The 25,865-nt window shown below is 52.9% G+C and carries 24 protein-coding genes; 13 read left to right on the forward strand and 11 right to left on the reverse strand.

Features of this window, described 5'->3' with window-relative positions:
* Window positions 1–40 precede the first annotated feature (40 nt).
* Both OXF42_01295 and OXF42_01300 read right to left on the reverse strand, forming a co-directional pair.
* A complete protein-coding gene (locus tag OXF42_01295; GenBank protein ID MCY4046735.1) occupies window positions 41–775 on the reverse strand; it encodes an HNH endonuclease in 735 nt (244 codons plus the stop codon).
* Window positions 772–1,758 carry a DNA adenine methylase gene (locus tag OXF42_01300; GenBank protein MCY4046736.1) on the reverse strand — a complete coding sequence of 329 codons (987 nt, stop codon included), beginning with the start codon at window positions 1,756–1,758 and terminating at the stop codon, window positions 772–774. Before OXF42_01300 ends, OXF42_01295 begins: the two co-directional genes overlap by 4 nt.
* A gap of 171 nt (window positions 1,759–1,929) precedes the next feature.
* Here OXF42_01300 and OXF42_01305 point away from each other — a divergent pair, with 171 nt between their 5' ends.
* Window positions 1,930–5,772 carry an SIR2 family protein gene (locus tag OXF42_01305; protein MCY4046737.1) on the forward strand — a complete coding sequence of 1,281 codons (3,843 nt, stop codon included), beginning with the start codon at window positions 1,930–1,932 and terminating at the stop codon, window positions 5,770–5,772.
* A 38-nt stretch (window positions 5,773–5,810) separates the two neighbouring features.
* Here the strand turns inward: OXF42_01305 and nuoD are convergent, their stop codons facing one another.
* Genes nuoD through OXF42_01325 form a run of 4 tightly spaced genes read right to left on the reverse strand, consistent with a single transcriptional unit; the run spans window position 5,811 to window position 8,488 of the window.
* Window positions 5,811–7,019 carry an NADH dehydrogenase (quinone) subunit D gene (nuoD, locus tag OXF42_01310; GenBank protein MCY4046738.1) on the reverse strand — a complete coding sequence of 403 codons (1,209 nt, stop codon included), beginning with the start codon at window positions 7,017–7,019 and terminating at the stop codon, window positions 5,811–5,813.
* A gap of 13 nt (window positions 7,020–7,032) precedes the next feature.
* On the reverse strand, window positions 7,033–7,545 hold the full coding sequence (locus OXF42_01315; protein MCY4046739.1) for an NADH-quinone oxidoreductase subunit C: 513 nt from the start codon (window positions 7,543–7,545) through the stop codon (window positions 7,033–7,035).
* Window positions 7,542–8,006 (reverse strand): NADH-quinone oxidoreductase subunit B, encoded by a 465-nt coding sequence (locus tag OXF42_01320; GenBank protein ID MCY4046740.1) that lies wholly within the window; start codon window positions 8,004–8,006, stop codon window positions 7,542–7,544. Before OXF42_01320 ends, OXF42_01315 begins: the two co-directional genes overlap by 4 nt.
* Window positions 8,007–8,017: 11 nt before the next feature.
* Window positions 8,018–8,488 carry an NADH-quinone oxidoreductase subunit A gene (locus OXF42_01325; protein MCY4046741.1) on the reverse strand — a complete coding sequence of 157 codons (471 nt, stop codon included), beginning with the start codon at window positions 8,486–8,488 and terminating at the stop codon, window positions 8,018–8,020.
* A gap of 56 nt (window positions 8,489–8,544) precedes the next feature.
* On the opposite strand from OXF42_01325, the gene OXF42_01330 reads away from it, so the two are divergent.
* The gene (locus OXF42_01330; GenBank protein ID MCY4046742.1) at window positions 8,545–9,252 is read left to right on the forward strand and encodes a glycosyltransferase; all 708 of its coding nucleotides are present in this window, start codon (window positions 8,545–8,547) and stop codon (window positions 9,250–9,252) included.
* Here OXF42_01330 and pdxA read toward each other — a convergent pair.
* From pdxA to OXF42_01350, 4 genes are read right to left on the reverse strand one after another with little or no spacing between them, the layout of a single operon-like run.
* Complete coding sequence (gene pdxA, locus OXF42_01335) at window positions 9,245–10,192, reverse strand: 4-hydroxythreonine-4-phosphate dehydrogenase PdxA (protein ID MCY4046743.1); 948 nt, start codon at window positions 10,190–10,192, stop codon at window positions 9,245–9,247. The genes OXF42_01330 and pdxA overlap by 8 nt on opposite strands.
* A 7-nt stretch (window positions 10,193–10,199) precedes the next feature.
* Window positions 10,200–10,967, reverse strand: a complete 768-nt coding sequence (locus OXF42_01340; protein ID MCY4046744.1) for a TatD family hydrolase — start codon at window positions 10,965–10,967, stop codon at window positions 10,200–10,202.
* A 3-nt stretch (window positions 10,968–10,970) separates the two neighbouring features.
* Window positions 10,971–11,447 (reverse strand): transcriptional regulator NrdR, encoded by a 477-nt coding sequence (nrdR, locus tag OXF42_01345; protein MCY4046745.1) that lies wholly within the window; start codon window positions 11,445–11,447, stop codon window positions 10,971–10,973.
* A complete protein-coding gene (locus OXF42_01350) occupies window positions 11,444–12,691 on the reverse strand; it encodes a serine hydroxymethyltransferase (protein ID MCY4046746.1) in 1,248 nt (415 codons plus the stop codon). The genes nrdR and OXF42_01350 overlap by 4 nt, the downstream gene beginning before the upstream one ends.
* 21 nt (window positions 12,692–12,712) lie before the next feature.
* Between OXF42_01350 and uvrA the strand changes: the two genes are divergently transcribed.
* From uvrA to OXF42_01380, 6 genes are read left to right on the forward strand one after another with little or no spacing between them, the layout of a single operon-like run.
* The gene (gene uvrA / locus OXF42_01355; GenBank protein ID MCY4046747.1) at window positions 12,713–15,568 is read left to right on the forward strand and encodes an excinuclease ABC subunit UvrA; all 2,856 of its coding nucleotides are present in this window, start codon (window positions 12,713–12,715) and stop codon (window positions 15,566–15,568) included.
* On the forward strand, window positions 15,568–16,401 hold the full coding sequence (gene ubiA / locus OXF42_01360) for a putative 4-hydroxybenzoate polyprenyltransferase (GenBank protein MCY4046748.1): 834 nt from the start codon (window positions 15,568–15,570) through the stop codon (window positions 16,399–16,401). Before uvrA ends, ubiA begins: the two co-directional genes overlap by 1 nt.
* 13 nt (window positions 16,402–16,414) lie before the next feature.
* A complete protein-coding gene (locus tag OXF42_01365) occupies window positions 16,415–16,966 on the forward strand; it encodes a UbiX family flavin prenyltransferase (protein MCY4046749.1) in 552 nt (183 codons plus the stop codon).
* Complete coding sequence (locus tag OXF42_01370) at window positions 16,963–18,732, forward strand: menaquinone biosynthesis decarboxylase (GenBank protein ID MCY4046750.1); 1,770 nt, start codon at window positions 16,963–16,965, stop codon at window positions 18,730–18,732. The genes OXF42_01365 and OXF42_01370 overlap by 4 nt, the downstream gene beginning before the upstream one ends.
* Complete coding sequence (gene mqnE, locus OXF42_01375) at window positions 18,708–19,814, forward strand: aminofutalosine synthase MqnE (protein ID MCY4046751.1); 1,107 nt, start codon at window positions 18,708–18,710, stop codon at window positions 19,812–19,814. The genes OXF42_01370 and mqnE overlap by 25 nt, the downstream gene beginning before the upstream one ends.
* Window position 19,815: 1 nt before the next feature.
* Window positions 19,816–21,642 (forward strand): alpha-hydroxy-acid oxidizing protein, encoded by a 1,827-nt coding sequence (locus OXF42_01380; GenBank protein ID MCY4046752.1) that lies wholly within the window; start codon window positions 19,816–19,818, stop codon window positions 21,640–21,642.
* Window positions 21,643–21,654: 12 nt separating this feature from the next.
* On the opposite strand, the gene OXF42_01385 is transcribed toward OXF42_01380, so the two are convergent.
* A complete protein-coding gene (locus OXF42_01385) occupies window positions 21,655–22,002 on the reverse strand; it encodes a hypothetical protein (protein MCY4046753.1) in 348 nt (115 codons plus the stop codon).
* A 58-nt stretch (window positions 22,003–22,060) separates the two neighbouring features.
* Between OXF42_01385 and mgtE the strand changes: the two genes are divergently transcribed.
* From mgtE to OXF42_01410, 5 genes are read left to right on the forward strand one after another with little or no spacing between them, the layout of a single operon-like run.
* The gene (gene mgtE, locus OXF42_01390) at window positions 22,061–23,428 is read left to right on the forward strand and encodes a magnesium transporter (protein ID MCY4046754.1); all 1,368 of its coding nucleotides are present in this window, start codon (window positions 22,061–22,063) and stop codon (window positions 23,426–23,428) included.
* Window positions 23,425–24,114 carry a DNA repair protein RecO gene (recO, locus tag OXF42_01395; GenBank protein ID MCY4046755.1) on the forward strand — a complete coding sequence of 230 codons (690 nt, stop codon included), beginning with the start codon at window positions 23,425–23,427 and terminating at the stop codon, window positions 24,112–24,114. The genes mgtE and recO overlap by 4 nt, the downstream gene beginning before the upstream one ends.
* Entirely contained in the window at window positions 24,111–25,316 is a 1,206-nt protein-coding gene (gene argJ, locus OXF42_01400; protein ID MCY4046756.1) for a bifunctional glutamate N-acetyltransferase/amino-acid acetyltransferase ArgJ, read from the forward strand. The genes recO and argJ overlap by 4 nt, the downstream gene beginning before the upstream one ends.
* A gap of 30 nt (window positions 25,317–25,346) precedes the next feature.
* Complete coding sequence (locus tag OXF42_01405) at window positions 25,347–25,616, forward strand: DUF4160 domain-containing protein (protein MCY4046757.1); 270 nt, start codon at window positions 25,347–25,349, stop codon at window positions 25,614–25,616.
* A complete protein-coding gene (locus OXF42_01410; GenBank protein MCY4046758.1) occupies window positions 25,616–25,861 on the forward strand; it encodes a DUF2442 domain-containing protein in 246 nt (81 codons plus the stop codon). Before OXF42_01405 ends, OXF42_01410 begins: the two co-directional genes overlap by 1 nt.
* The last annotated feature ends 4 nt before the right edge of the window (window positions 25,862–25,865 follow it).

Raw genomic sequence — 25,865 nt, forward strand, 5'->3', positions numbered from 1 at the left:
TCTTTGTTTCAGTATAAGCCATGTGGTTGACCCATGAAAATCAACTAGAACTTCTTTTAAGGTGTTTGCGGATGACATCTTTTACATAGTCTGGCACTTCCTTCTGGGCTTTGGAAACTTCTTTCATGAGAAACTCATACTCTTTGACTTCCTCGCCAGACCATAAGATGTCAAGCCTCCGCATGTCACGCATCGCGATATGCTTATAAGATTCTGGGTAGGCCCAGTAGCACTGTTGGCATGTCTCAGCCTTCTTGATTGTCCAATTAGCACAATTCTCACAACTCCATGATTTCGCCCTGTTTGCAGACGCGCATAGAAGCATATAGTCATCCATATTACTTGAAAGATCACTTTGGTCTCCCACAATTTCAAAAGGGATTCTGTGATCAATTTGCAATTCCCTTGGGGGAAATGATTCAAGGTAAATATTGCACCGTGCGCCGTGCTTCTCAATCAGTGTATTTTTCATGCTTGAAGAAAACGCCGTACGACCAGAAAGTTGTGCAGACCGGATTTCTGATGGGTCTCCAAACTTATATGCAGCGATTTTCCTTCCATCCGAACCGATGGCACGGAAAGTTTTAATAGGCACACCTTGTTCTCTCACATCTCTTATAGCACGAGGAGGATGGTTGTAGCCATAAATGTCCTTCAATTCCTCGGTTGTTACCTGACCATGTTTGAGGATATGGTCAATAACTGTTTTGGGACGCTTGGCATTAATACTCTTCAGCAAAGCAAGAAACTTCTTGGGGTAACTTTGCTTAGTCATGCAAATATAATCTCTTGTTGCTTTCTATTACTAACACACAAAGCGGGGCCTTCATACCGTAGTCTATTCACCAAAGGATCAGACAAGTACAGGGATTCAATGGTCTGATGGTTTTTGCCCAACAATGTCGCTTGACTGGATCTGCCTGCATAGATTGTGGTGTGTTGAAGGCGGAGGTGTTTCGGGAGTGGTTTTCCATGCATTCTTTCACCAGTAATACCATCGTAGCTTATGATGTATGAGATGTTTCTTTTGTTCATAACCGCAAGTGCATCCACGAAATCATCGTAAGACAAGCCATTGATGTATCTATGGTCCCTTGTAAACGATGTGCCTTGATAGGGTGGGTCCATGTAAACCAAATCGTTCTCGCCAGCCCTTTCCACTATCACTTGAAAGTCCATTGCAGATGTGCTGGTTTTTCCAGCCAAAAGTGCTGACACGCCCAATATGTTTTGTCTCATTGTGTGGGGTTTCATTCCTGAACGCCTGTTATCCGCACTCTGATTGAATTTGCCGTCAGAACTGTATCTGATAGAGCCTTTTACAATCCGTGCCAATAAGTAAAGCAAGTAGCAAGGTTTGTGTGCGATGTTGAACTCATCCCTCACTTTCAGAAAGTAAGACTTTCTATCTGAATGTTGCTCACTCCACAGTCTTTCATATTCGTCACACAAGTCTTTTGGTCGCTCTAATATCTCCACCCATAAGTCCATCAGGGGTTTATTCAAATCATTTAGTGAAATTGTTTCCATCATTCCGTAAGCGGCAGCGGCAATAGAGATAGCCCCGGCGCCACAAAACGGCTCTATTAAGCATTTGGTATCAGACGGAAAGTAAGGGAGGATGTACTTAGCAATGCCTCGCTTGCTTCCCTGATACGGAAATGGGTGTGGTAACTTGCGTAAGTTGCAGTACGGGTCAATCTCTTGTAATTGATACAAGGGTTGATGCGACATGTCTTTGCTATTGAGTTCTTTCATGTGTCTTACTTGAAATTGTAACATAAATGACCTGATACGCTACTGTGGAAAACAGTACAAGGCGATCTGGCAGATTCTGGCCTTACCACTTGGGTGTCAATTGAATTCAGTTGATATATTGAGTTTCTACCTTGGTTTCTTGCTTATAATTGTTCAACATAAGGAGATACTATGCAATTTGTAAAAGGTGGTCCTGACATTCCAGAACAGTTGCTACAGGCGCACGAAGATGGGCAAGTAGCCTTTTTCTGTGGGGCCGGGATTTCTTACCCAGCAGGCTTGCCTGGCTTTGCCGACCTAGTGAAACAACTCTATGATAACTTGGTGGGCACACGCAATGAGGTGCAACAATCGGCAATAGAGGCCAAGAAGTTTGATACTGCGATAGGCTTATTGGAAGCAGATATTGCTGGTGATCGCGGGAAAGTAAGAAGGGAACTGGCAAGTATTCTAACCCCAGACATCAGTGACCCGAAGAGTGCCGAGAAAGCAACCGCGACTCACGAAGCCCTGTTGACGCTAGGCAGGAACCGCGAGGGACAAATGCGGTTGGTCACTACTAACTTTGACCGTCTTTTTGAGGAAGTAATCGCCACAAAATCACTGTCGGTCAACCGCTCTCAGGCACCACAGTTGCCAATTCCGAAGAACAGATGGGACAGGCTGGTGTATCTACATGGTCTGTTGCCCGATACCAACCCACCCATGCCAAACGATCTGGATAGTCTGGTTGTCTCCAGTGGCGACTTTGGGTTGGCCTATCTTACGGAACGTTGGGCAGCGCGATTCGTGAGCGAACTGTTTCGCAACTATATTGTATGCTTTGTCGGTTACAGCATCGGCGACCCAGTATTGCGCTATATGATGGACGCTCTTGCTGCTGACCGTTTGCTCGGTGAGTCGCCACCGGAAATGTTTGCTTTTGGTAGTTACTCCAAAGGCAAGGAAGAGAAGGTCTACAACGAATGGCGGGCCAAAAATGTTACACCCATTCTCTATCGGGAGCACAATCGTCACTCCTACCTTCACAGAACACTGCGGGATTGGGCCGACAAATACAGAGATGGTGTGGGCGGGAAAGAAAGCATTGTTGTGCGATATGCAATGACACGTCCATCGAAGAGCACCAAGCAAGATGACTTTGTTGGTCGTATGCTATGGGCACTGAGCGACCAGACTGGACTCCCAATGAAGCGCTTCGCCGAGTTTAATCCGGTTCCACATCTGGATTGGCTCTTGGAACCTTTTAGTGAAGACCGCTACAAACATGTTGACTTGGAGCGCTTTGGTGTTTCTTCTGGAACAGAGGTTGATAACGACCTTAAATTCAGTCTGGTTTCCAGACCATCACCTTACAGTCTGGCACCATGGATGGTCATCTCTGATACTGGTTCTCTTGGTAGTAAATGGGATAACATTATGCAACACTTGGCACGGTGGTTGGTACGTCATCTTGATGACCCTGCTCTGGTGCTTTGGTTGGCTAAACAGGGTGGTCAACTGCATAAGGACCTGATCCGGGTGGTAGAACAATGCTTGCACAAACTTGCTAAGTATGAGCAAGACGGTGATACGACCACGATAGACCGTATTCGTAACAATGCACCCAAGGCAATTCCCGGGCCACACATGCGAACGCTATGGCGGCTTCTGCTTGCTGGGCGCGTTAAATCGCGTAAATCGCAGACACAAAGCAATGATTTCTACCAATGGCATAAGCGCTTTGAGCGAGACGGACTCACCACAACTTTACGGTTTGAACTACGTGAGATACTTACACCACGAGTATCTATAAGTGAACCACTTTTCCGTTTGCCAACAGGTGATAGCGAAAATCAAAAGCCAGAGTGTCTAAGCGAGCTTGTTAGTTGGGAGATTGTGCTTTCGGCAGGCCCTATCCATTCCAAATTGAATGACTTGAATGATAACGAGCGCGAGCGTTGGACTGCGGCCTTACCGGAATTGCTGACCGATTTTAGCGCCTTATTGCGCGATGCCTTGGATTTGATGCGTGAACTTGGTGGCGCGGACAACAAGAGCGACCCGTCTTTTGAGTATCAACCTTCAATCAGTAAGCACCGGCAGAATAGGGGATTTCACGAATGGACTTCTTTGATAGACCTAGCTCGGGACGCATGGTTGGCCACAGCCGAGCAATCACCGCAACATGCATTACTCGTGGCAGAGGCATGGTGGCAAACGCCCTATCCTCTTTTTAAGCGTCTCGCATTTTTTGCCGCTACACAGGGCGGTGTAGTAACCCATCGCCGCGCACTTGACTGGTTGCTCGCAGATGAAAAGTGGTGGTTGTGGTCAGATAAAACCCGGCGTGAATCCATACGACTGCTGGCTGTCTTGGCTCCACAAATTGATGAACCGATGTTGCGAGAACTTGAGCAGGCGGTCCTTGCCGGGCCACCCCTCAACATGTTCAGAGACAATATGACCCCGGAAGACAGGGACATTGTTGACAAAAAAATCTGGCTACGACTGGCAGAGATGGTTCAATCTGGTGCTGGTTTGAGCTCCACAGGCCAAGAACGTCTGAATGCGCTCTCTGTCCAGCACCAACTTGCTGAAGATGAACGTGATGAATTTCCAGACCGGATGGAGAGCGGTGTTTGGGGTGGACGAAAGCCTTGGCTACAGTTTGAACCGATACCGAGTGGCGACCTAGATGGGTTGGTAAACTACTTGACAGAAAACCACCATCCTGCCGAAGGAAGAGAGGATGACTGGCAAGAACTTTGCAAAAATGATTTTGAGAACACAGCACAAGCCTTACACCATTTTGCCAGAAAAAACATTTGGCTTGACCAACGCTGGGGGGACGCTTTACGGGTCTGGTCATCAGATGAAAAAGTGCGCGAGACTTTATGGCGATCCGTCGCACCCGTATTAACCACAGCTCCCGATGACTTTCTACAGAACAAGGATGTCACCTACGGAGTTGGTTGGTGGTTGAAAGCCATTGCCAAAACCTTTGAGGGCCATGAAGAAGAGTTTCTAATCCTCACGCGCCGTATCCTGAGTCTGAAATATCAGGATAATGCCAAGACCGACGACCCTGTCAACCTCGCCATCAATCATCCAGTAGGCTATGTAACGCAGGCGTTGTTAGATTGGTGGTATCGGCAGACCTTGGAAGATAAACAAGGTCTGCCGGAGAAACTCAAACCCATATTCACTGAACTTTGTGATACCCAAACCAGTCAGTTTCGACATGGCCGTGTTTTGTTAGCGCACCATGTTATCAATTTGTTTCGCGTAGACCGCGAGTGGACAATACAGCACTTGTTGCCGTTATTTAACTGGCAACAGTCAGAAACAGAAGCACGGGCAGTCTGGGAAGGTTTCCTGTGGTCACCCCGCCTATACTACCCTCTGATGGAGGAACTCAAGTCGGACTTTCTCAATACTGCAACCCACTATGAGGATCTGGAAAACCACGGTAAGCAGTATTATGCGCGGATTCTCACCTTTGCGGCTCTTGACCAGAGTGGCAGTAGCACATTCACTCAAACTGAACTTAAGCGAGCTACTGACGCGCTCTCTACAGACGGGTTATGTGAAGTAGCCCAAGCACTCGTGATAGAGTTGGAAAGCGCAAGTGAGCAACGCACTAACTATTGGACAAACCGAGTCGTCCCATACCTGAAATCCATTTGGCCAAAAGACAAGGACAAAATTACTCCCGACATTTCCACAAGCCTCGGCAGTCTATGTGTCTCGGCGTCGGAAAAGTTTCCGGATGCGCTTGACCTTCTACGTCACTGGCTTCAACCGTCAGAAGGACACAGTTTTCTAGTCCATAAACTTTGTGATTCTGACTTGTGTAAAGAGTTTCCAGAGGAATCTCTGGAATTCTTGAGACTGGTCATCAACGATAATAGTGAATGGCCGCCCTATGAACTTAAAGACTGTCTTGAGGATATAAAAACTAATAATCCTGCATTGGAAAAAGATCTTCGGTATGAAAATTTAATGACTTATCTGCGTCAGCACCCCATATAGAGAGTAGAAATCAGTTACCAGAACTCTTGAATAGACAATCACCTGTCAACCTCTCCGAGCACTATGTCTATGCTTCCCAGAGCCGCCACCACATCCCCCACAAAAGCGCCTTCAAGCATCGGCGCGAGCGCCTGAAGATTGACAAATGACGGGCCCCGGACGCGCATGCGGTAGGGCTTTTTCGTGCCATCGCTCACAAGGTAGTATCCAAGTTCACCCTTGGGGTTCTCAACCGCGCAATACGCCTCGCCCGCGGGCGGGGAAAAGCCTTCGTAAACCAAAACAAAGTGGCGTATCAGCGACTCCATCTTTGTATAAACCTGCTCTTTTTCGGGAAGAACAATCTCCGGCAAGTCGGCAATGTAGCGGCCGTCCGGCAGGTTGTCTATCGCCTGCTTTATAATGCGGACGCTCTGCCTACACTCCTCCATCCGGCAGAGGTAACGGGAATAGACGTCCCCGTCTTCCCCCACCACAACATCAAAATCGTAATTCTCATACCCCAAATACGGCTTCGCCTTCCGCACATCAAACTCCACACCGCTTCCCCGAAGAGTGGGACCCGACAAACCGAGATCAATCGCGTCCTCCGCGCTTATCTGCGCCACGCCCTTCGTTCTTTGAAGCCATATACCGTTTTTTGTCAGAAGTTTATCAACCTCATCAAGGGTTTGAGGGAAATCTTTAACAAAGTTGTTCACAGCATCGGCAAACCCTTCCGGCAGGTCTTTGGGGAGTCCTCCGACCCTCGGATAGGAGGTTGTCATTCTCGCTCCGCAAACCATCTCAAGGATGTCATAAATCCTTTCCCGCTCTTTGAAGCAATACATAAAGGAACTGAACGCGCCCAAATCAAGCGCGCCCGTCCCTATGCCGACCATGTGGGACTCAATCCTGCCGAGTTCAAACATTATGACCTCTGCCGCTTTTGCCCTCTCCGGGATTTCGTCTTCTATACCGAGCAACTTCTCAACCGCGAGAACAAATCCTATGTTGTTGCAGATTGCCGCAAGGTAGTCCATCCTGTCCGTGTAGGGGAGGCACTGCTGGTAGGTGATGTTTTCGCACAGTTTTTCTATGCCTCTGTGCAGGTATCCGATGTGAGGCACAACATTTTTTATGACCTCGCCGTCAAGCCCCAGCACTATGCGCAAAACCCCGTGCGTGGCGGGATGCTGGGGGCCCATGTTCAGAATCATTTCGGCGTCGCCATTGCCGCCGTCCGTAACAAACTGAACCTTTTCCATCAAAAACCCCTCATCAGAAGTTTCCCTCTTTGAGCGCCTTTTCAAACGAGCGCTTTGCGGGTTCTCTGTCTCTGACGTCAAAATCCTTGCGGAGGGGAAAGCCCTCAAAATCTTCGGGCAGCAGGATTCTTCTCATGTCCGGGTGTCCGTTAAAAACGATTCCGAACATATCAAACACCTCTCTTTCAAGCCAGTCCGCCCCCTTCCACACGGAGGAAACCGTTTCCAGCCGCAACATGTCCGCATCCAGCGGAACTTTGAGAAAAACCCTCATCTCCTCGTTATACCGGGAGTCAAAGCGGACGGTGTTATAGATAACTTCAAACCGCGCCCCGGCTCTTTCGCCCAGATAGTCCACGGCGGTGATGTCTGAAAGGTAGGCAAAGCCGCGCTCCAGTTTAAGGTTGAGGCACGCCTCTTTAACGGCTTCCCTCCGTATCACAAAAAAAGGCTCGCCCCCCCTCATCTCTCCGCTTGAGAGCGAGAACGGGCCGAGTGTGTTCTTAACTGACTCAAGAACGCTCATTTCAGCGGAGCGCCTTCGTTTTCTATCTTTGCCTGTATCTTCATAACCGCATCTATCAGCGCTTCGGGGCGCGGGGGACAGCCGCCCACATAAACATCAACGGGCAGAAACTCGTCTATTCCCTGAACCACCGCATAACTGTCAAACGGGCCGCCGCCGCAAGTGCATGAGCCCATCGCTATAACCCACTTGGGCTCCGGCATCTGGTCGTAAATTCTCCGGCACACCGACGCCATTTTGTAGGTTATAGTGCCCGAAACTATCATGAGGTCCGCCTGACGCGGCGAGAATCTTGCGACCTCCGCCCCGAAACGCGCCATGTCATAGCGGGAGGCGAACGCTCCCATCATCTCTATCGCGCAACATGCCGTGCCCAGCGGCATGGGCCAGAGGCTGTTTTTTCTGGACCAGTTCACAAACTCGGAAAGTTTGGTTGAAACAAAGCCGTCTCCGCCTAAAATGCCGCCGCCGCTTACCGCCAATCCAGCACTCCTTTGAACAGAACATACAGATAGCCCGCCACTATGACGGCGAGAAACGCCCCAAGTTCAACCGCCGCCACCGCGCCGAGTTCGCGGGCGACCATTGACCACGCAATCAGAAAAACCGCCTCTATGTCAAACAGGATAAAAAGCGCGCCGATGATGTAGTAGTTCACCGGAAACTTCCCGGCGGCTTCGCCAATCGGCGTTATGCCCGATTCGTAGGGGGAGGATTTCTCAGTATTCGGTTTGTCTTTTCCGAGGTAAACGGAAAAAAAAAGCAGGACAGCCGCAAGTCCCGCCGTCAGAACCCAGACAATAACCACCGGAGCGTAGGCGTCGCCGTCCATTACGGCAACAAGGTTAAGGGACGGGCGGGGATTGTCAAGAAGTGGGCGGGCGGTTACGCCCCACCCGTTTTGAATGGCGCTTTGAGACAAGCGGAGTGAAACAGTGAACACTTGACCTGAAACCCTGTCAAAAAAAACCTCTCATTCCGGTATAATCCCCCCGCCAAATGACCAAACCACCCTGCGAACTGAACATCTTCATCACCTGCATGCGCGAGGAGGAAAATCTGAAAATCCTCCTGCCGCGTCTTATTGGCATTCTTGATGACTACGGAATCACTTACAGGATATTAGTTGTGGACACCGTAACCCCGATGGACGGAACTCCTGAGGTGTGCGCCGGTTTTGAAAACGTTGACTATGTGCCGACAGACGGAGGGAAAGACGGATACGGCAGAGCGGTGCGGACGGGCATCGGAAGAGTCAATGCGCAATACGCGATACTGATGGACGGAGACCTTTCCCATCCGCCCGAAGTTATTCCCTCAATGCTTGACCTGAGAGAGAGCCACGACATGGTTATCGCCTCGCGCTACACCGAAGGCGGCGGCTCGGAAGATTACTTTCTTAACCACCTTATGTCCCGCGCCCTCAACATCTTTTGCTCCACGCTTCTGGGAATTGACTGCAAAGACTGGTCAACCAGTTTCAAACTTTACAAAGCCCCGCAAATTAAAGCCCTGCCGCTTGCGTGCGAGCACTTTGACATACATCAGGAAATCATCTGCAAACTTCACGAAAACCACCCGGACTTCAAATTTGCGGAAGTGCCCATGTCATTTTCAAAGCGGGTTCACGGCTCTTCAACCCGCCAGTTTTCCTACGGATTTTCAATCGCAAAAACAATTCTGAAACTGCGGCTGGGCCTTATGTGACCAGACGGACGGCCGTTTTGACCGCCTCTTTCATACTGCGCGGATTTGCCACCCCGCGCCAGGCTATGTCAAACGCAGTTCCGTGGTCGGGAGAGGTGCGCACTATGGGAAGCCCCAAAGTAACATTCACCCCCCTGTGGAAAGCCAGCATCTTAAACGGCGCAAGCCCCTGGTCGTGATACATGGCCACAACAAGGTCCCACCTGCCCTCCATTGCGGAATGAAAAACCGCATCGGCGGGAAGAGGCCCGGAGACATCCAGACCCTCGGCGGAAGCCCTCATAACCGCCGGGGCTATGCGCTCAATATCCTCCGAGCCGAACTCGCCGCCATCCCCCGCATGGGGGTTGAGGCCGCACACGGCAATCCTCGGAGACTCTATGCCGAACCTCTCCGAAAGCCCGTCCGAGCAAACCTTCACCGTGTTAAAAACAGCGTCTGCGGTTATCAGCCCCGCAACCTCGCTCAAGGCGCAGTGAATGGTAACAAGCGCCACCCGCAAGTCTCCGCCTTCAAACATCATCACCGCATTCTCCGCGCCGGTCATTTCCCTGAGCATCTCCGTATGCCCCGGATGAACTGAACCGGCAAGACGAATCGCCTTTTTGTGAACGGGAGCGGTAACCACGGCGTCCGCCGAACCGGAAAGGACGCTCTCCACCGCCTCCCTGACGGACGCAAGCGCCTCTGTGCCGGAGTCTTTGCTTACCTCCCCTATGGCAAGGTCATCAAAACTCATATCACCGGTTTCCGCCACCTCAATCCCGCCCGCGTCCGCGCCGACAAGTTCACACGCCTTGCCGAACACATCCGGGCTTCCAAAAATAACCGGCTCGCATATGCGCCTTGTCTCTTCGTCCGCCGCCGCTACGGCGGCAATCTCCGGCCCCACGCCGGAAGGGTCGCCGAGGGTGATGGCAATTTTCGGCTTTTTCTCCATGAAATTCTCAGGCCCTTATGCCCGCAAACAGCGCCGCGCTGTTGCGGAAAAGAGTGTCTTCAAGTTGGGCGGGCGTCTCGTTCCTTACTTCGGCGAGAACATCAAACACATGGCGCACAAATGCCGGCTCATTGTTTTTTCCCCTCATCGGAACGGGTGCGAGATATGGGGAATCAGTCTCAACCAGTATGCGGTCGGACGGAATTTTTGCAGCCGTTTCACGGACTTCCGGAGCATTCTTAAAGGTAAGTATTCCCGAAAAGGAGATGAAAAACCCAAGGTCAAGAAACCTCTTTGCAGTCTCGTAAGAGTCGGCAAAACAGTGAATCACTCCCGGCTTGTCGCCGGACGCCTTTGCTTTGAGCACTGACTCAACATCATCCGCCGACTCTCTCACATGGACAACAACGGGAAGCCCCAGCCGCCCCGCAAGGCTCACAAGGGCTTCAAAAGACTCAACCTGCCGTTCTCGGTCGGACTTCATATAGTGATAGTCAAGACCCGTTTCCCCTATCGCCACAACTTTCCGGTTTGACGCGAGGTTTGCCAGGGTCTCAACTGTTCCGTCTCCGAATACGGACGCGGAATGCGGATGAATGCCCGCCGCCGCATAGACGGACTCAAAACGTTCCGCAAGAGCGAGGGTTCGCACGGCGCTCTCAGGGTCAATTGACATGGAAACTATTGCCCCGACGCCGGACTCAGCCGCCCTCTCAACCGCGCCCGGCGCGCCGTCTCCAAGCATTTCCAGATGGGCGTGCGTGTCAACAAGCACCGGTCAGTCCTCTTTTTCCGGAACGTTTTTCTCATCAAGGGCGAGGTCTTTTACCTCGTCCAGAAACTGGCTCACATCATTGAACGATTTATAGACGGACGCAAAACGCAGATAGGCGACTTTGTCCAGATTGCGAAGGTTTTTCATTATTTGTTCCCCGACCTTGTGCGCCTCTATTTCGCGCTCCCCGTTGCCTGCGAGTTCGCCTTCTATTTTCAGCACAAAGTTTTCCACATCTTCGGGGCTGATGCCTCTTTTCTCGCACGCCTTTTTAACACCGTCCGCGATCTTCTCCCTGCGGAAATCCTCTTTGCGCCCGTCCTTTTTGACAACGGTAATCTTCACCTCAGGCCGCTCGTATGTGGTGAACCTTTTCTTGCACGAGGAGCATTCCCTCCTCCGGCGGACATAGGACGTTTCATCATTGCTGCGCGAATCCACAACGCTGGTGTCATCCGCCATGCAGAATATGCACCTCAAATTTCCATTCCCTCATACACGGGAAACCGCGCGCACAAATCCCGCGCCCCGGCGGCGACCCCGGCAAGTTTTTTGTCATCGTCCGGGCTCTCAAGAGCCCTCAGAATGAAGTCCGCTATCAGGTCCATCTCATCCTCTTTCATCCCGCGTGTGGTAACCGCCGGAGTGCCTATGCGTATGCCGCTTGAAGTCGCCGGAGGAAGGGTGTCAAAAGGTATGGCGTTTTTGTTGACCGTAACGCCCGCCTTTTCAAGACAGATCTCCGCGTCCTTGCCGGTTATGTTCCGGTTCGTCAGGTCAATCAGTATCAGGTGATTGTCCGTTCCGCCGGAGATGACGTCAAAACCGCGCCGCGTGAGTCCGTCCGCCATGGCGCGCGCGTTGTCAAGCGTCTGCTGCTGATACAGTTTGAAGTCCGGTAAGAGAGCCTCGGCAAAAGCAACCGCTTTTGCCGCGATAACGTGCATAAGCGGCCCGCCCTGAACTCCGGGAAACACCCTGCCGTTCACAACCTTTTCGTGCTCGCCCTTCATCATGACTATCCCCCCTCTCGGCCCCCTGAGGGTTTTGTGCGTGGTGGTTGTAACGAAATCGCAATGGGGAACCGGGTCGGGATAAAGCCCCGCCGCCACAAGCCCCGCAGGGTGCGCTATGTCCGCCATCAGCATCGCGCCCGCCTCGTCGGCTATCTGCCTGAACCGCTCAAAGTCAAGGCGGCGCGGATAGGCGCTGAAGCCCGCGACAATCAACTTCGGCTTGTGTTTGAGGGCAATGTCTCTCACCTCATCATAGTCTATAAGAAAGGTTTCCGGGCTGACCCCGTAGGAAACGGCGTTGTAATAACGCCCGGAAAAGTTGACCTTGCTTCCGTGCGTCAAATGCCCCCCGTGGGCGAGGTCCATTCCGAGAAAGGTGTCGCCGGGGCTGAGGCATGAGAAAAAAACCGCCATGTTTGCCTGAGCCCCCGAATGAGGCTGAACATTCACGCAGTCCGCGCCGAAGAGTTCCTTTGCTCTGTCCCGCGCGAGATTTTCGGCGATATCAACAAACTCGCAGCCGCCGTAATACCGTTTGCCGGGAAGCCCCTCGGCGTATTTGTTGGTCATCACGCTTCCCATGGCGGCAAGCACGGCGGGGCTCACATAGTTTTCCGAGGCGATGAGTTCAATCTTTGTTTCCTGCCTCTTTAACTCCCGCCTTATGGCGTCCGCCACCGCCGGGTCTGTTTGTTCAAGAATGGACATCATACGCAAACGCTAACAAAATTGAGAGGATTTCGCAAATATGCCCGCCCCCGCGCCGCCGGGGGCGGAACGGGCGGCGGGCTGTTTTTTGCAACTGCGGGGATTGAAATCTATAGTTGTGAAATGGCGGCGCTCACAAAACGTTCCGTGCTTGTCAAAGGCGCGAGGGAGAACAACCTCAAAAACATAGACGTTGAAATCCCGCCGGAAAGTTTGACTGTGATAACGGGGCTTTCCGGTTCGGGGAAATCGTCTCTCGCGGTGGACACCATCCACGCCGAAAGCATGAGGAAATACATACAGTGCCTGTCCACCTACACAAGGCAGTTTCTGGACAGGGTCGCCCGCCCCGATGTTGACTCCATTGAAAACCTCCCCCCCTCCATCTCCATAGAAAACAGAAACCGCGTTCAGAACAACCGCTCAACACTGGGAACAACAACCGAGATTTACGACTACCTCCGCCTGCTTTTCGCAAGCGCGGGCGAGACCGTCTGCCCCGGCTGCGACGGGCGCGCAACTGAGCACTCCGCCCGGTCTGTCGCGAAAACCCTGGCATCCGGATACAAGGGCCGGGCGGCGCTCATTATGTTCAAGCCGGAGGAAAATGAAACGGCGCAACGCCTGCTGAAAAAAGGGTTTGTCAGGGCGCTCACAAGATCGGGAAAGGTTGAGAGGATTGAAGACGCCGGAGAGATTGAAAACTTTTCGTATGTTGTTGTTGACAGAGTAAACATCACGGACAAACCGCTTTCAAGGGTCAGCGGGTCGGCGGAGACGGCTTTCAGGGAAAGCCCCTCCGTTGTGGTTCAGCCGGAGGGCGGAAAACCGCTCTCTTTCACAAAGGGGCTTTCCTGCGAGAAGTGCGGACTGACTTTTCCGAAACCGTATCCGGCGATGTTCTCGTTCAACAGCCCGCGAGGGGCGTGCGGAAACTGCAACGGGTTTGGAAACAGACTTGAAACAGACCGCTCTCTTATTGTCCCGGACGGCGCGAAAACCTTGCGCGGCGGGGCGGTTGAGCCGTTCACCTACCCTTCATACAGATTTGCCAACAGAAAACTTATTCAACTCGCGGAAGCAAACGGCGTAAGCCCGGACGTTCCCTTTGACAGCCTCCGCCCCGAAGAAAAGGAAACATTGTTTCAAGGCGACGGCTCGGTCGGCGTGGCGCGAGGCGGCGTAATGGGGTTTTTCAAAAAAATAGAAAAGAAAATCTACAAGGTTCAGACAAGGGTTTTTCTCTCACGTTACAGGTCAACTGTTTTGTGCGGCGCATGCGGCGGAAGCAGATTGCGCCCAGAAGCCGATGCGGTCAAGATCGGGGGACTCTCAATAAGCGAGATGACGGAAATTCCCGTGGGCGAACTGGCGGAGATGTTTTCCGGAAAATCAATATCAAAAATTATTTCAAAAACAGGCCGGGCGGTCGCGGCGGATGTGTTGAAAGAGATACGCGGGCGGCTCTGTTTCCTTCGCGATGTGGGGCTTGAATACCTTGCCCTCTCCCGCCTCACGCGCACGCTTTCGGGAGGCGAGGCGCAGAGAGCCGCGCTTGCCTCTCAAATCGGCTCCGGCCTCACGGACACCCTGTACATACTGGATGAGCCTTCCGTGGGTCTGCACCCTCAGGACACGCGCAACATGGTTTCGGTAATTAAAAACATTCGCGACAACGGCAACACGGTCGTGGTGGTGGAGCACGATATGGACATTATAAAAGAGTCCGACCACATAGTTGAGATAGGCAGGGAAACCGGAGAGGAAGGCGGAAATCTGGTTTATCAGGGGCCTCCGGGGAAAATGGTTTCCCGCGCGCCGCATTCCTATACGGGCCTCTATCTTTCGGGGAAAAAAACCATCACGCCCCCGAAAAGAAACGGGAAAAACGGCGGCGGGAAAATAACCGTCCGAAAAGCGAGAAAAAACAACCTCAAAAATATCAACGTTTCCATACCGCTCGGAACTCTCGTATGCGTAACCGGAGTTTCGGGCTCAGGCAAAAGCTCCCTGATAAAAGATGTCCTGCACAAAAACCTCCTAAACGGGACGCGCGAGACGGCGGATTGCGACGCCGTTTCCGGAGCGGAAAAAATCACGGACACGGTAATGCTTGACCAGTCTCCCATAGGGAAAAATTCGCGTTCAAACCCCGTTACCTATGTGAAGGCGTATGACGCAATACGCAAGGCGATGGCGGGCTCGCCCGATTCGGTGGAAAAAGGGCTTTCCGTGTCGGACTTCTCCTTCAATATCACGGGCGGCAGGTGCGAAATGTGCGAGGGGGAGGGAATACAAAAAGTGGAGATGCTGTTTCTTGCGGACGTGTCCGTCACGTGCCCGCAATGCGAGGGAAAGAGGTTCAAAAACAACGTTCTTTCAGCAAAGTTGCGGGGCAAAAACATAGATGATGTTTTGAACATGACAGTAAGCGAAGCGGCGGGGTTTTTCTCCGGCTCCGCGGCGGTCACAAAGAAATTGCAGGGGCTCACGGATGTCGGACTCGGATACCTGAGGCTCGGCCAGTCGGCGACAACGCTCTCCGGAGGAGAAGCGCAGAGGATGAAAATAGTGCGCGAACTGTCAAGAAAAGACGGTCGCGGCATTCTGTATATTCTGGACGAGCCGTCAATCGGCCTGCACACCGAAGATGTGAGGCGGTTGCTTGAGGTTCTTGAAAAACTTATCTCGGCGGGAAACTCCGTAATTGTGATTGAGCACAATCCGGAGATAATCAAAACTGCGGCTCATGTGATAGACCTTGGCCCCGGAGGCGGAAAGCGCGGAGGGGAAATCGTGGCGCAGGGAACACCCCGGCAAGTGGCAAAAAACAAAAAATCTCTGACCGGCCGTTTTCTCAAGCCCTATTTTCAGTGATGAAAAAATATCTCTCTTTTGTGAAGTTTGAACACACCCTGTTTTCTCTTCCGCTGGTGGCGGCGGGCGCAATGCTGGCGGCGGGCGGCGTTCCGGACGTTCGCATTGCGGCGCTCATAGTTGCGGCGGCGGCGGGGGCGAGAACCGCTGCAATGGCGGTAAACAGAATTGTTGACGCCGCCGTGGACGCGGCAAATCCCAGAACCGCGGGCAGGGAGATTCCGGCGGGAAAAATAAGCCGGGGCGAGGCGTATGCGGTAACAGGCGCGGGCCTTGCCGTGTATTTCGGGGCGGCGTATATGATATGCCCTTTTGTGTTCCTGCTCTCCCCGTTTCCGGTGGCGGTGTTCTCCGCCTATCCTTATATGAAAAGGATAACGCCGCTGTGCCACCTCGGAGTCGGGTTCGCGCTTGCGCTTGCCCCGGCGGGCGGCTGGCTCGCCGTGCGGTGCGCGGCGGATGAAATTTTTGCGCCCTTGATGCTCGGCCTGTTCACACTGTTGTGGGTGTCGGGGTTTGACGTCATCTATTCAACCGCCGATGAGGATTTTGACAGGGCAAACGGGTTGCATTCGGCGGCGGTCTCTCTCGGCGCGCGGGGCGCGCGGCGGGTCTCGGCGGCGCTTCACGCAGGCGCGGCGATTCCTCTGGCGGCGCTGCAAATACTGGAATTCGGCGGGAATATGTTTTCCCTCGCCGCCCTTGCGGCCGTCTGCGCCGTTCTGGCGGCGGAGAGCAGAGCGGCGGACAACATCGGCTTTGCCTTTTTCAAACTGAACGCGGTTTGCGGGGCGCTTGTTTTAGTTTTCATTCTGTGCGGGATATACTTGTGAGAGAGGTCGGGATTTGAGAACAATAATCGGCATAACCGGGGCTTCGGGGGCCGTCTATGCGGTTGATTTTCTGAGACGCTGCGAAGGGGAGAAGTATCTGGTCGCAAGCAAATGGGGCAAAGCCGTTCTGAACGAGGAAATGGGGGTCAAAATGGAGGAACTCGGACAGTGGGCGGATAAAACCTTCAGCGATTCCGACCTCGCCTCGCCGTTTTCATCGGGAAGCAATCACTTTGACTCAATGGTCATAGTTCCCTGCTCCGTTTCCACTCTTGCCAAAATCGCAAACGGAATAGCCGACACTCTCATAACAAGAATCGCCCAGGTGGCGCTCAAGGAAAAGCGCAAACTGATTATAGCGTTAAGGGAGACGCCGCTCAGCACCGTCGCCCTTGAGAACGCCGCCCGCCTCTCATCCTACGGGGCGACAATAATGCCCGTAAGCCCGCCCTCTTATACCGGGGCAAAAACCGCCGAAGAACTCGCGCGCGCCTTTGTGGACAGGCTCATTTCCGTCTCGTCAAACAAACATGCGGACGGCTGGCGAAGCGGTGAACTTGAGTGAGCAAAACCTTCTCAAATCTCCGCGAATACATAGCGCACCTTGAAAAGAAAGGCGACCTGATGAGGGTTCAAACCGCCGTTGACCCCGAACTTGAGATTACGGAAATTGCCTCGCGCGAGATGAAAGCCGGAGGCCCGGCGTTGTTGTTTGAAAACGTGAAGGGCTCGCGCTTTCCCCTCGCAATAAACCTTTTTGCCTCGGAGGAGAGGATCAGAACCGCTCTCGGCGGCGACCCCAAAGAGGTGGGCGAGGAACTTGTGGAGATTTTTGAAAAGGTAAACCCGCCCTCGGTGAAGGGCGTATTTTCCGCGCTGCCCAAACTTACGCGCGCCCTCTCAATGAGAACATCAAACTCGTGGACGCGCGCGCCCGTTCTGGCAAACAGCGAGGAGGCAGACCTCTTGAGCCTGCCCGCCATAAAGTGCTGGCCGAAAGACGGCGGAAGGTTTATAACCTTCGGGCTCGTAATAACTCACAGCCCCGTTTCAGGCTCAAGAAACATGGGGCTTTACCGCCTTCAGATATACGACTCAAAAACCACCGGCATGCACTGGCATCCCCACAAGGGCGGCGCGGCTCATTACGATGAGGCGGAAAAACTGGGGCGCGACCTTGAGGCGGCGGTTGTCCTCGGAGGCCACCCCGCCCTGATATTCAGCGCCATCGCCCCGCTGCCCGAAGGGGTTGATGAAGTGGCGTTTTCGGGATACCTCCGCCGCAGGGCGGTCTCCATGACAAAGGGGCGGTCTGTTTCCCTGAAGATTCCCGCAAATGCCGAGATGGTAATAGAGGGCGTAGTTCCGAAAAACAAGCGCCGCACCGAGGGGCCGTTCGGCGACCATTTCGGCCATTATTCAATGCAGGCGGATTTTCCCGTCTTTGAGGCAAAAAGCATGAGTTTTGCGGACGGGGCGGTGTTTCCCGCCACAGTGGTGGGCAAGCCGCCGCAGGAGGATATGTTTCTCGGAGTCGCGGCGGGAGAGATGTTTTCCCCCCTGATACGCATAATCCATCCCGAAATAAAAGAGATGTGGGCGTGCCCCGAAGCGGGCTTTCACAACCTTCTGTTTGTGAAGGTGGACGAGAGGTATCCGAAAAACGCGGTCAAATCCATGCTCGCGCTCTGGGGAACGGGGCAGCTTGCGCTCACAAAATGCATTGTTACCGTGTCGGGCGATGTCAACCTGCGGGACTTCTCCGCCGTTACAAGGGAGATAGGAAAACACTTTGACCCGAAAGACGATTTTGTCCTTATTCCGACCGCGCCTCTTGACACGCTTGATTTCACAAGCGGAAGGTTCAACGTGGGAAGCAAGATGGGGATCAACGCCGTCAAAAAAACCGGCGCGCCGCCCGCGCAGTATTGCTCTTCCGTTCCCGACCCAAGGGAAAAACACCCTGAAATAAAAGACTGGCGGTTGCTTGAGGGCGGTTTTTTTGTCGCCAAACTCGCTGCCCGCCCCGGCGGCCTTGCGAAACGCCTTTTTGAAACCCCCGGCTTTGAGAACATCAGAATCGCCGTCTTTGTGAGCGCCGACATAGACGTCCATAACGACACCGAACTGATATGGGGCATATTCACGCGGTTTGACCCGCGCCTTGACATTGAGTTTGAAAAAACATCCCCCGTGGGCTCGGACATAAAAAGGGAGGGGCGCATGGCAATAGACGCCACAATCAAGGAGTGGTATCCTGAAGTAACCGAAATGACGCCGGAAATTCAGGCAAAGGTGTCAAAGAGTTGGAAAACAGACCGGAACTCATAGAGAAATTGTGCGCCGACAAGTCTCTGCTTCCCGTGCTCAGGAAGGTGGAGGCGTCCGAGCGGCTGTCTTTTGAAGACGGAGTGCGGCTTCTGGAAACGGATGACTTGCACACGGTCGGAATGATGGCGGACATGGTAAAGCGCAGAAAGAGCGGCGACAAGGTTTATTTCGTGGTCAACCGCCACATAAACCCGTCCAATATATGCGCCATATCCTGCAAGTTCTGCGCGTTTGGAAAAACCAAAAAATCCTCCGATGCCTATGAGATGACAACGGAGCAGATATTGGGGCTTCTGCATAGCGACCTCAAGGAGGTTCACATAGTCGGCGGATTGCATCCCGACTGGGAATTCAGCCATTATCTGAACATTGTCCGGGCAATAAGGGAGGCGCAGCCCTCCTGTCACATCAAGGCGTTTACCGCCGTGGAGATAGACTGGTTTTCGGAGATAAGCGGCAAGCCGGTTGAGCGCGTCCTTGAGGATTTGACCGCCGCCGGTGTAAACGCGCTTACGGGCGGCGGGGCGGAGATACTGCACCCGGAGATCAGAAAGAAAATCTGCGCCCCGAAAACGGTCGCCACAAAATGGGAGGAGATTCACAAACTGGCGCACGGCATGGGCATACCGACAAACGCCACCATTCTCTACGGCCATCTGGAAAAGCCGTTTCACGTCATTGACCATTTTGAGAGGTTGAGAAACCTTGAGGATGAGGCGCCCGGATTCTTTGCGTTCATTCCCGTTCTTTTTCAGCCCGCAAACACCGGATTGAAAGACATTCCGCCCTTCCCCGCCTCTTACGATATGAAGATTCACGCCGCCGCGCGTCTGTTTCTGGACAACATCCCGCACATAAAGGCGTATTGGATAACGCTCGGTGAAAAGGCGGCGCAAGTCGCCCTTCACTACGGCGCGAGTGATGCGGACGGCACGATAATGCGCGAGAAAATCATTCACGACGCCGGAGCGCCCTCGGAGTTGGGACACAGCAGGGATTTTATGGTGAATATGATTAAGAATGCGGGGTATGTGCCGGTTGAAAGGGATGCGCTGTATAATGAGTTGAGGGTGTATAATTAGAATGTTGCAGAAACTGACTGGCTACTATAAACGCAAAGGGATATTATCAACCTCTTTCACTTGTAAACACGAAGAAATCTGCAAAGGAGATTGTAAAAAGTTCACGGGGCCAAAATCGGCTTTTGTGAGTAGCGGGTATGTACGAAACGAACTCCCTAGGTTACTGTTTCTATCTTTGGATTCTGGCAAGGGAAAACCTGATGACAGAGAAAGACTTCCTTCCGCAGTAAGAAAACAAGAAGAAGTAGAAAGAGACATTAACTCATTGCACAAAGGCAGGCATTGGTATAGAACCCACGAACTTGCGTGGATTATTTTCAGAAAGTTCAACCGCGAACTGGAGTTATCTCAAGCAAAGCATTTTTTTGCTCACGCAAACTCTGCAAAGTGTTGCCTAAATAAGAAGCATAAGAGAAAAGCGGATAAGCGGTTGTTTGATAACTGTAGGGAATATATGGACGGGGAGTTGAAAATTCTTGCTCCCGACATACTGGTTACTCAGGGCAATGAAGCAGAACAGGCGGTTCTCCCACTCATAGAGAAGAAGAAACAGATTGACAGGTTCGCTTCAGAGTCCGTTTTGCACGGAAGGCGCATTTTCTGGCTTCATACTTGGCATCCGAGTAATTATGGGAAGTTTTACAAGCAAAAAGAAAAATGGGATTTTTATGCTGAAAAAATCCACTCATTCATTTCAAACTTACAAACAACTCAGGATTCAAATACAAAGGAGAAATTCAAAATGACCACCAAAAAACTCATTAACATCAACGACTTCCACCGAGAAGCTAAAGAAAAACTTCCGCAAATGTTTTACGACTATTACGCCTCCGGCGCGCACGATGAACTCACCCTTTCAGACAACAGCGCGGCGTATTCCCGCATACGTCTCCGCTACAGGGTGATGGTGGATGTGTCCGACCGCGATATGTCCGTTGAGATTCTGGGGCAGCGGTGTTCAATGCCCATACTGGTCGCTCCGACTGCGTTTCACGGGCTCGCGTCTCCTCAGGCGGAGATTGCCACCGTCCGCGCCGCAAGCGAGGCGCAAACGCTTATGATACTCAGCACCCTGTCAAACACCGCCCTTGAAGATGTGAAGAAAGAGGCGGAAGTCCCGCTTTTCTTCCAACTGTATGTTTACCGCGACAGAAGCGCCACCGCCGAACTCGTGAAAAGAGCGGAACAAGCGGGCTACAAGGCGATTGTTGTTACGGTTGACGCCCCTATTCTCGGAACTCGCGAGCGCGATGTGCGCAACGACTTCCGCCTGCCCGAAGGGCTGACAATCAAAAACATGACCGCCGCGCAACTTGAAAAGATGAGCGAAGACACCGGCTCCGGACTCGGCAACTACTTTGCCTCCTCCATAGACCCCTCCCTTTCATGGAAAGACATTGAATGGCTCAAAGGCATAACGGAACTTCCCGTTCTGGTAAAAGGCGTGGTTCATCCCGAAGACGCAAGAATTGCCCTGAAAAGCGGCGCGAGCGGGATTGTGGTCTCAAACCACGGCGGACGCCAGCTTGACACAAGCCCGGCAACCATAGACGCCCTGCCCGACATTGCCGAAGCGGTGGACGGCGGCGGGGCGGTGCTCGTTGACGGCGGCGTGAGGCGGGGAACTGATGTTTTCAAGGCGCTTGCCCTCGGCGCGGACGCCGTTCTGGTGGGAAGACCTATTCTGTGGGGGCTCGCGGCGGACGGGCAAAACGGCGCGCGGCAGGTTCTTGAAATCCTCAGGGCGGAGTTTGACAAGGCAATGATGCTCTGCGGATTCCGCTCCGCCGCCGAGATAAGGGAAAAGGGAAAACAGATACTGTTTTGACCGCGCCGCAAACTACAGCAGATTGTATATCAGCATGAATATGTAGCGCATGTGGGGGCTCTTTTTCTGAGCCGCCAGTTTGGGTTGCAGATTGTTTATGCCGCCGAACAGGGTCTCATTGTAGGCCCCGGCAACCACACTGAACTCTGCAAAGTCAATCAGGGGTTCATCCGGAACAGAAAGCGGGCGCACATTCCTCTCCGCCGCTGTAATTCTTATGCCGTCTCCGTCAACCTTTGCGAGAAACCATCTCTGCGAGTCCGGAAGCATATACTCAATGCCGCCGCCAACCTTCTGCTTGAGCAACTCCCATTCTTTTTGCGGCGGGTCGCCGAAATCTATTCTTCTGTCTTTAAGCACTTGTTTGTCCCCCGTTTGGTGTTTGGCTTTAATATAACTGACCGATACAATAGCCGAAATGGCCGGAAGCGAACTGATAGAAGAAATAAGGCGGAACGCGGAAAACGGCGCCCGCGCCGATGTCGCAAAGGCGCTTGGCGGGATTCACCCGTCCGAAATCGCCAAAATTATTGATGTTCTTGAAAGAGACGAGCAGTCGTTTGTGCTCTCGTCCCTCAGCAAATCTGTTGCCTCCGAAGTGCTTCCCGAACTTGATGAAAGCCTCAGGGAAGAACTGCTCTCCATCCTTGACGAAGACGAAATAGCGGACATCGCAAGCGAGATGGACTCCGATGACGCAGCCGACCTTTTGCAGGAACTGTCCGAGGAAAAGGCGGAGGAAGTCCTCTCAAAAATAGACCCTGAGGAAAGGCGGGAAGTTGAACCGCTGCTCAAATACCCGGACGACTCCGCAGGCGGGATAATGCAGACCGAAGTCCTCAAGGGCTCGCCGGAGTCTCAGGTCAGGGAAACCATTGAGAAGATAAGGGAGTTGTCCAAATCAAACAATGTTGAGGAATACTACAAAATCTATGTGGTTGACGAGAAAGACAAACTGGTCGGAGCGGTGTCGCTGGGCAAACTGGCAATAGCAGACCCCGTCGCCCCGCTGTGGAGCGTAATGGAATCGGTGTCGGGGCAACCCACGGTCTCCCCTCTTATGGATCAGGAGGAAACGGCCGTTATGTTCCGCAAATACGACCTGCTTTCCGCGCCCGTTGTGGACGAGAACGGAACACTTCTCGGCAGAATAACCGGCGATGACATAATGGATGTTATCACCGAGGAGGCGGAGGAGGACATTGGCCGCATCGTGGGACTGGGGGATCACCTCCACCCCATTCACACGCCGGTGTTTGAAAAGATAAAGGTGAGAATCCCGTGGATAATTTTCACGCTTCTCGGGGAAATCCTCATCGCGTTTCTGGTTCTGAACAACTTTCAGGTTACGCTTGAGCAGTTCGCCATACTCGCGGCTTTTATGCCCGCCATTATGGCGGCGGGCGGAAATGTGGGCGTTCAGACAAACACTGTGGTCATACGCTCGCTGGGGCTTGGAAGCATAAGCGGCGGGCAGGTGGTGTCAATCCTGTTTGCGGAAACCAAAGTCGGACTGATCCTCGGTCTTATCTGCGGAATTATAGGAGCGTTCACGGTCGGTTTCATTAACCCGGGAGACCCAAGCAACTTCATGGTGGGCTCTGCGGTTTTCATAGCAATGCTCACCGCAACCATAGCGACATCCTCCATCGGCGTTGTGCTTCCCATGGTCTTGAAAAAATTGAACATAGACCCCGCGGCCTCATCCGGCCCGTTTCTGATGATGTTTAACGACATGCTGGGCTCGGTGTTCTACCTGTTCGTGGGAACGGTGCTGCTGTTTTGACGGGCGTCTCGGAAGCATTGCTCATAAAGAAAATGCCTTTGGGCGAATCCGACATTATGACAACCCTGTTTACAAAACAGTTCGGCAAAATAAGGGCGGCGGCAAGAAACGCCGCAACCAGCAGAAAGCGCTTTGGCGGGCGGCTTGAGCCGTTTGCGCTCATAAGGGTTGAAACGGCGCTCACCCGCTCCGGCGGGCGGGCGATTACGGACGCCGAAGTGGTGAAAAGTTTTGAGAATATCGCAAAAAAGATGGAGGTGTTTCTTCAGGCAAGTTGTGTGCTTGAGTTCATAGACGCCGCCGTGTCCGAGGAAGAAAGCCCTTGCGAAGAAGTGTTTGCCGAAGCCGTCCGCGCTCTGGAGGCGATGGACGGCGGCGCGGGGTTTCAGGCGACTCTTGATTTCCAGACCGCCGCGCTCGGCATACTCGGATACGGAGTTGATTTCTCACTCTGCGGCGGGTGCGGCGACAGTCCGCAAAGCGGCGTGCTGGTTTTTCCGTCCGGTCTTTTTCTGTGCGGCAGGTGCGCCCGCAAGTCGCGCGGGCGGCCCGCGCGCAAGGCGTTCAGTCTCCGCTCGGCGGGCGGCGCGCTTGAAAACATCAAATGCCTCAACGCCTTTGTTCAGTATCAGACGGGAAAAGAGTTGAAATCGGCGAAACTTCTGGAGAATATGCTGAACGTATGAATGCGAAGAACTTGAAAACCCGCCCGCCCGCCGTGCCCGGCTTCCTTTTTTCGTCCGTCCGGTGCGGCATCAAAAGCCGCTTGCTTGACCTTGCGCTGATATTTGCGGAAAGCCCCGCCGTGGCGTCCGCCGTCTTCACAACCAACAGGGTCAAGGCGGCGCCGGTCATTTTAGGAGCGGAGCGGATGCGCAGGGGGAAATGTCAGGCGCTTCTAATAAACAGCGGCCACGCAAATGCGATGACCGGCAAAGCCGGAGCCCGCGCGGCGGTGGAAACAACCTCCGCCCTCTCCCGCGCCCTGAAAATTGACGCTTCCCTCGCCGTCCCGTCTTCAACGGGGCTTATAGGCGGAAAGTTTCCGGCGGAAAAAATCAAAAAGGCGATTCCGTCTCTGGTTTCACGGATGAGTCCGGGCGGGGCGGAAGAAGTCGCGCGGGCGATAATGACCACGGACGCCTTCCCAAAAATATCTTCAAGGAAGGTTAAAATCGGCGGGCAAAACGGAACTGTGCTTGCCGTTGGCAAAGGCGCGGGAATGGTGTCGCCGGACATGGCGACCATGCTTTGCTTTATTCTCACGGACATAAAAATTTCAAAATCCCTTGCCGACAAAACCGTGCGCGCGGCGGCGGACGGCTCTTTCAACCGGATAATTGTGGACGGCGATATGTCAACAAACGACTCGGTTTTTCTGCTTTCGGGCGGGGCGCTTGGAAACAAAACTTTCTCCGCTTCAAGCCCGGACGGCGCGAGGTTCTCAAAAGCGGTTGCGGATGTTTGCGGAGACATTGCGGAGATGATAGTGAGGGACGGCGAAGGCGCGACAAAGGCGGTTCGGATTGAAGTTGAGGGCGCGAAAAACGCGGCTGATGCGGACAAAGCCGCAAGGGCGGCAGGCGGTTCAGCGCTGGTGAAAACGGCGTTCTTCGGGGAAGACCCGAATTTCGGGCGTGTGGCCGCCGCCGTTGGAAGGTCGGGGGCTACGTTCAACCCTGACGGGATGGACATCTTTATTGAGGGGCTGAAGGTTATGAGCCGTGGAATGGAGATTGCGGGAGTGGAGAAAAAAGCGGCAAAAATAATGAAAAAAAGCGGTTACACAATAAAGATACGCCTCTCGGAAGGAAAAGGGAAAGCGTTTGTTCTCGCGTCCGACTTGTCGCTTGAGTATGTTAGAATTAACTCGGAGTACAGGAGTTGACGGGAGCGGTCTTCCCTGTTTGAACTGAACATGCCCACAATATCGGTCTTTTACGGAATAGTTATCAGGATGTTCTTCCGTGACATAGGAAAACATCACACTCCGCACATACACGCAGAGTATCAGGGACAGATGGGAGAGTATTCAATTGAAGACGGGGGGTTGCTTTCGGGTAAACTGCCTCCTAAGAAGCATAAACTTGTTGTTGCGTGGATTGAAATTCACAAGGAAGATTTAGCGGCAAACTGGAAACTTGCCATGAATGGGGAAAAACCGTTGCCAATCAAGGGGCTGGAATAATGACAATCAGGGAAGTGTTACCTAAGAACAACTACAAACTTTACATTGTAGCCGAAGACGGCAGGTCCGGGCTGTTTGATGTTTCGGCCTACTTGAATCTGGAAGCGTTTGAAGAACTGAAAAATGCGGAAAGTTTCCGCAAAGTCAGAAGTGGCGGATATTTCATTGAATGGGACTGCGGAGCCGACTTGTGCGCCGACACCATTGAAGCGGAGTGGAAACCAACGCCACAATCTGCTGGTTAAAGTG

Source organism: Candidatus Dadabacteria bacterium (assembly GCA_026708565.1).
Taxonomy (GTDB): domain Bacteria; phylum Desulfobacterota_D; class UBA1144; order Nemesobacterales; family Mycalebacteriaceae; genus Mycalebacterium.

What these genes read in the sequence shown, in the direction of transcription:
- OXF42_01295 (MCY4046735.1), bottom strand. Translation starts at nt 775, where the DNA reads ATGACTAAGCAAAGTTACCCCAAGAAGTTTCTTGCTTTGCTGAAGAGT.
- OXF42_01300 (MCY4046736.1), bottom strand. Translation starts at nt 1,758, where the DNA reads ATGAAAGAACTCAATAGCAAAGACATGTCGCATCAACCCTTGTATCAA.
- OXF42_01305 (MCY4046737.1), top strand. Translation starts at nt 1,930, where the DNA reads ATGCAATTTGTAAAAGGTGGTCCTGACATTCCAGAACAGTTGCTACAG.
- nuoD (MCY4046738.1), bottom strand. Translation starts at nt 7,019, where the DNA reads ATGGAAAAGGTTCAGTTTGTTACGGACGGCGGCAATGGCGACGCCGAA.
- OXF42_01315 (MCY4046739.1), bottom strand. Translation starts at nt 7,545, where the DNA reads ATGAGCGTTCTTGAGTCAGTTAAGAACACACTCGGCCCGTTCTCGCTC.
- OXF42_01330 (MCY4046742.1), top strand. Translation starts at nt 8,545, where the DNA reads ATGACCAAACCACCCTGCGAACTGAACATCTTCATCACCTGCATGCGC.
- pdxA (MCY4046743.1), bottom strand. Translation starts at nt 10,192, where the DNA reads ATGGAGAAAAAGCCGAAAATTGCCATCACCCTCGGCGACCCTTCCGGC.
- OXF42_01350 (MCY4046746.1), bottom strand. Translation starts at nt 12,691, where the DNA reads ATGTCCATTCTTGAACAAACAGACCCGGCGGTGGCGGACGCCATAAGG.
- ubiA (MCY4046748.1), top strand. Translation starts at nt 15,568, where the DNA reads ATGAAAAAATATCTCTCTTTTGTGAAGTTTGAACACACCCTGTTTTCT.
- OXF42_01380 (MCY4046752.1), top strand. Translation starts at nt 19,816, where the DNA reads ATGTTGCAGAAACTGACTGGCTACTATAAACGCAAAGGGATATTATCA.
- mgtE (MCY4046754.1), top strand. Translation starts at nt 22,061, where the DNA reads ATGGCCGGAAGCGAACTGATAGAAGAAATAAGGCGGAACGCGGAAAAC.
- argJ (MCY4046756.1), top strand. Translation starts at nt 24,111, where the DNA reads ATGAATGCGAAGAACTTGAAAACCCGCCCGCCCGCCGTGCCCGGCTTC.
- OXF42_01405 (MCY4046757.1), top strand. Translation starts at nt 25,347, where the DNA reads ATGCCCACAATATCGGTCTTTTACGGAATAGTTATCAGGATGTTCTTC.
- OXF42_01410 (MCY4046758.1), top strand. Translation starts at nt 25,616, where the DNA reads ATGACAATCAGGGAAGTGTTACCTAAGAACAACTACAAACTTTACATT.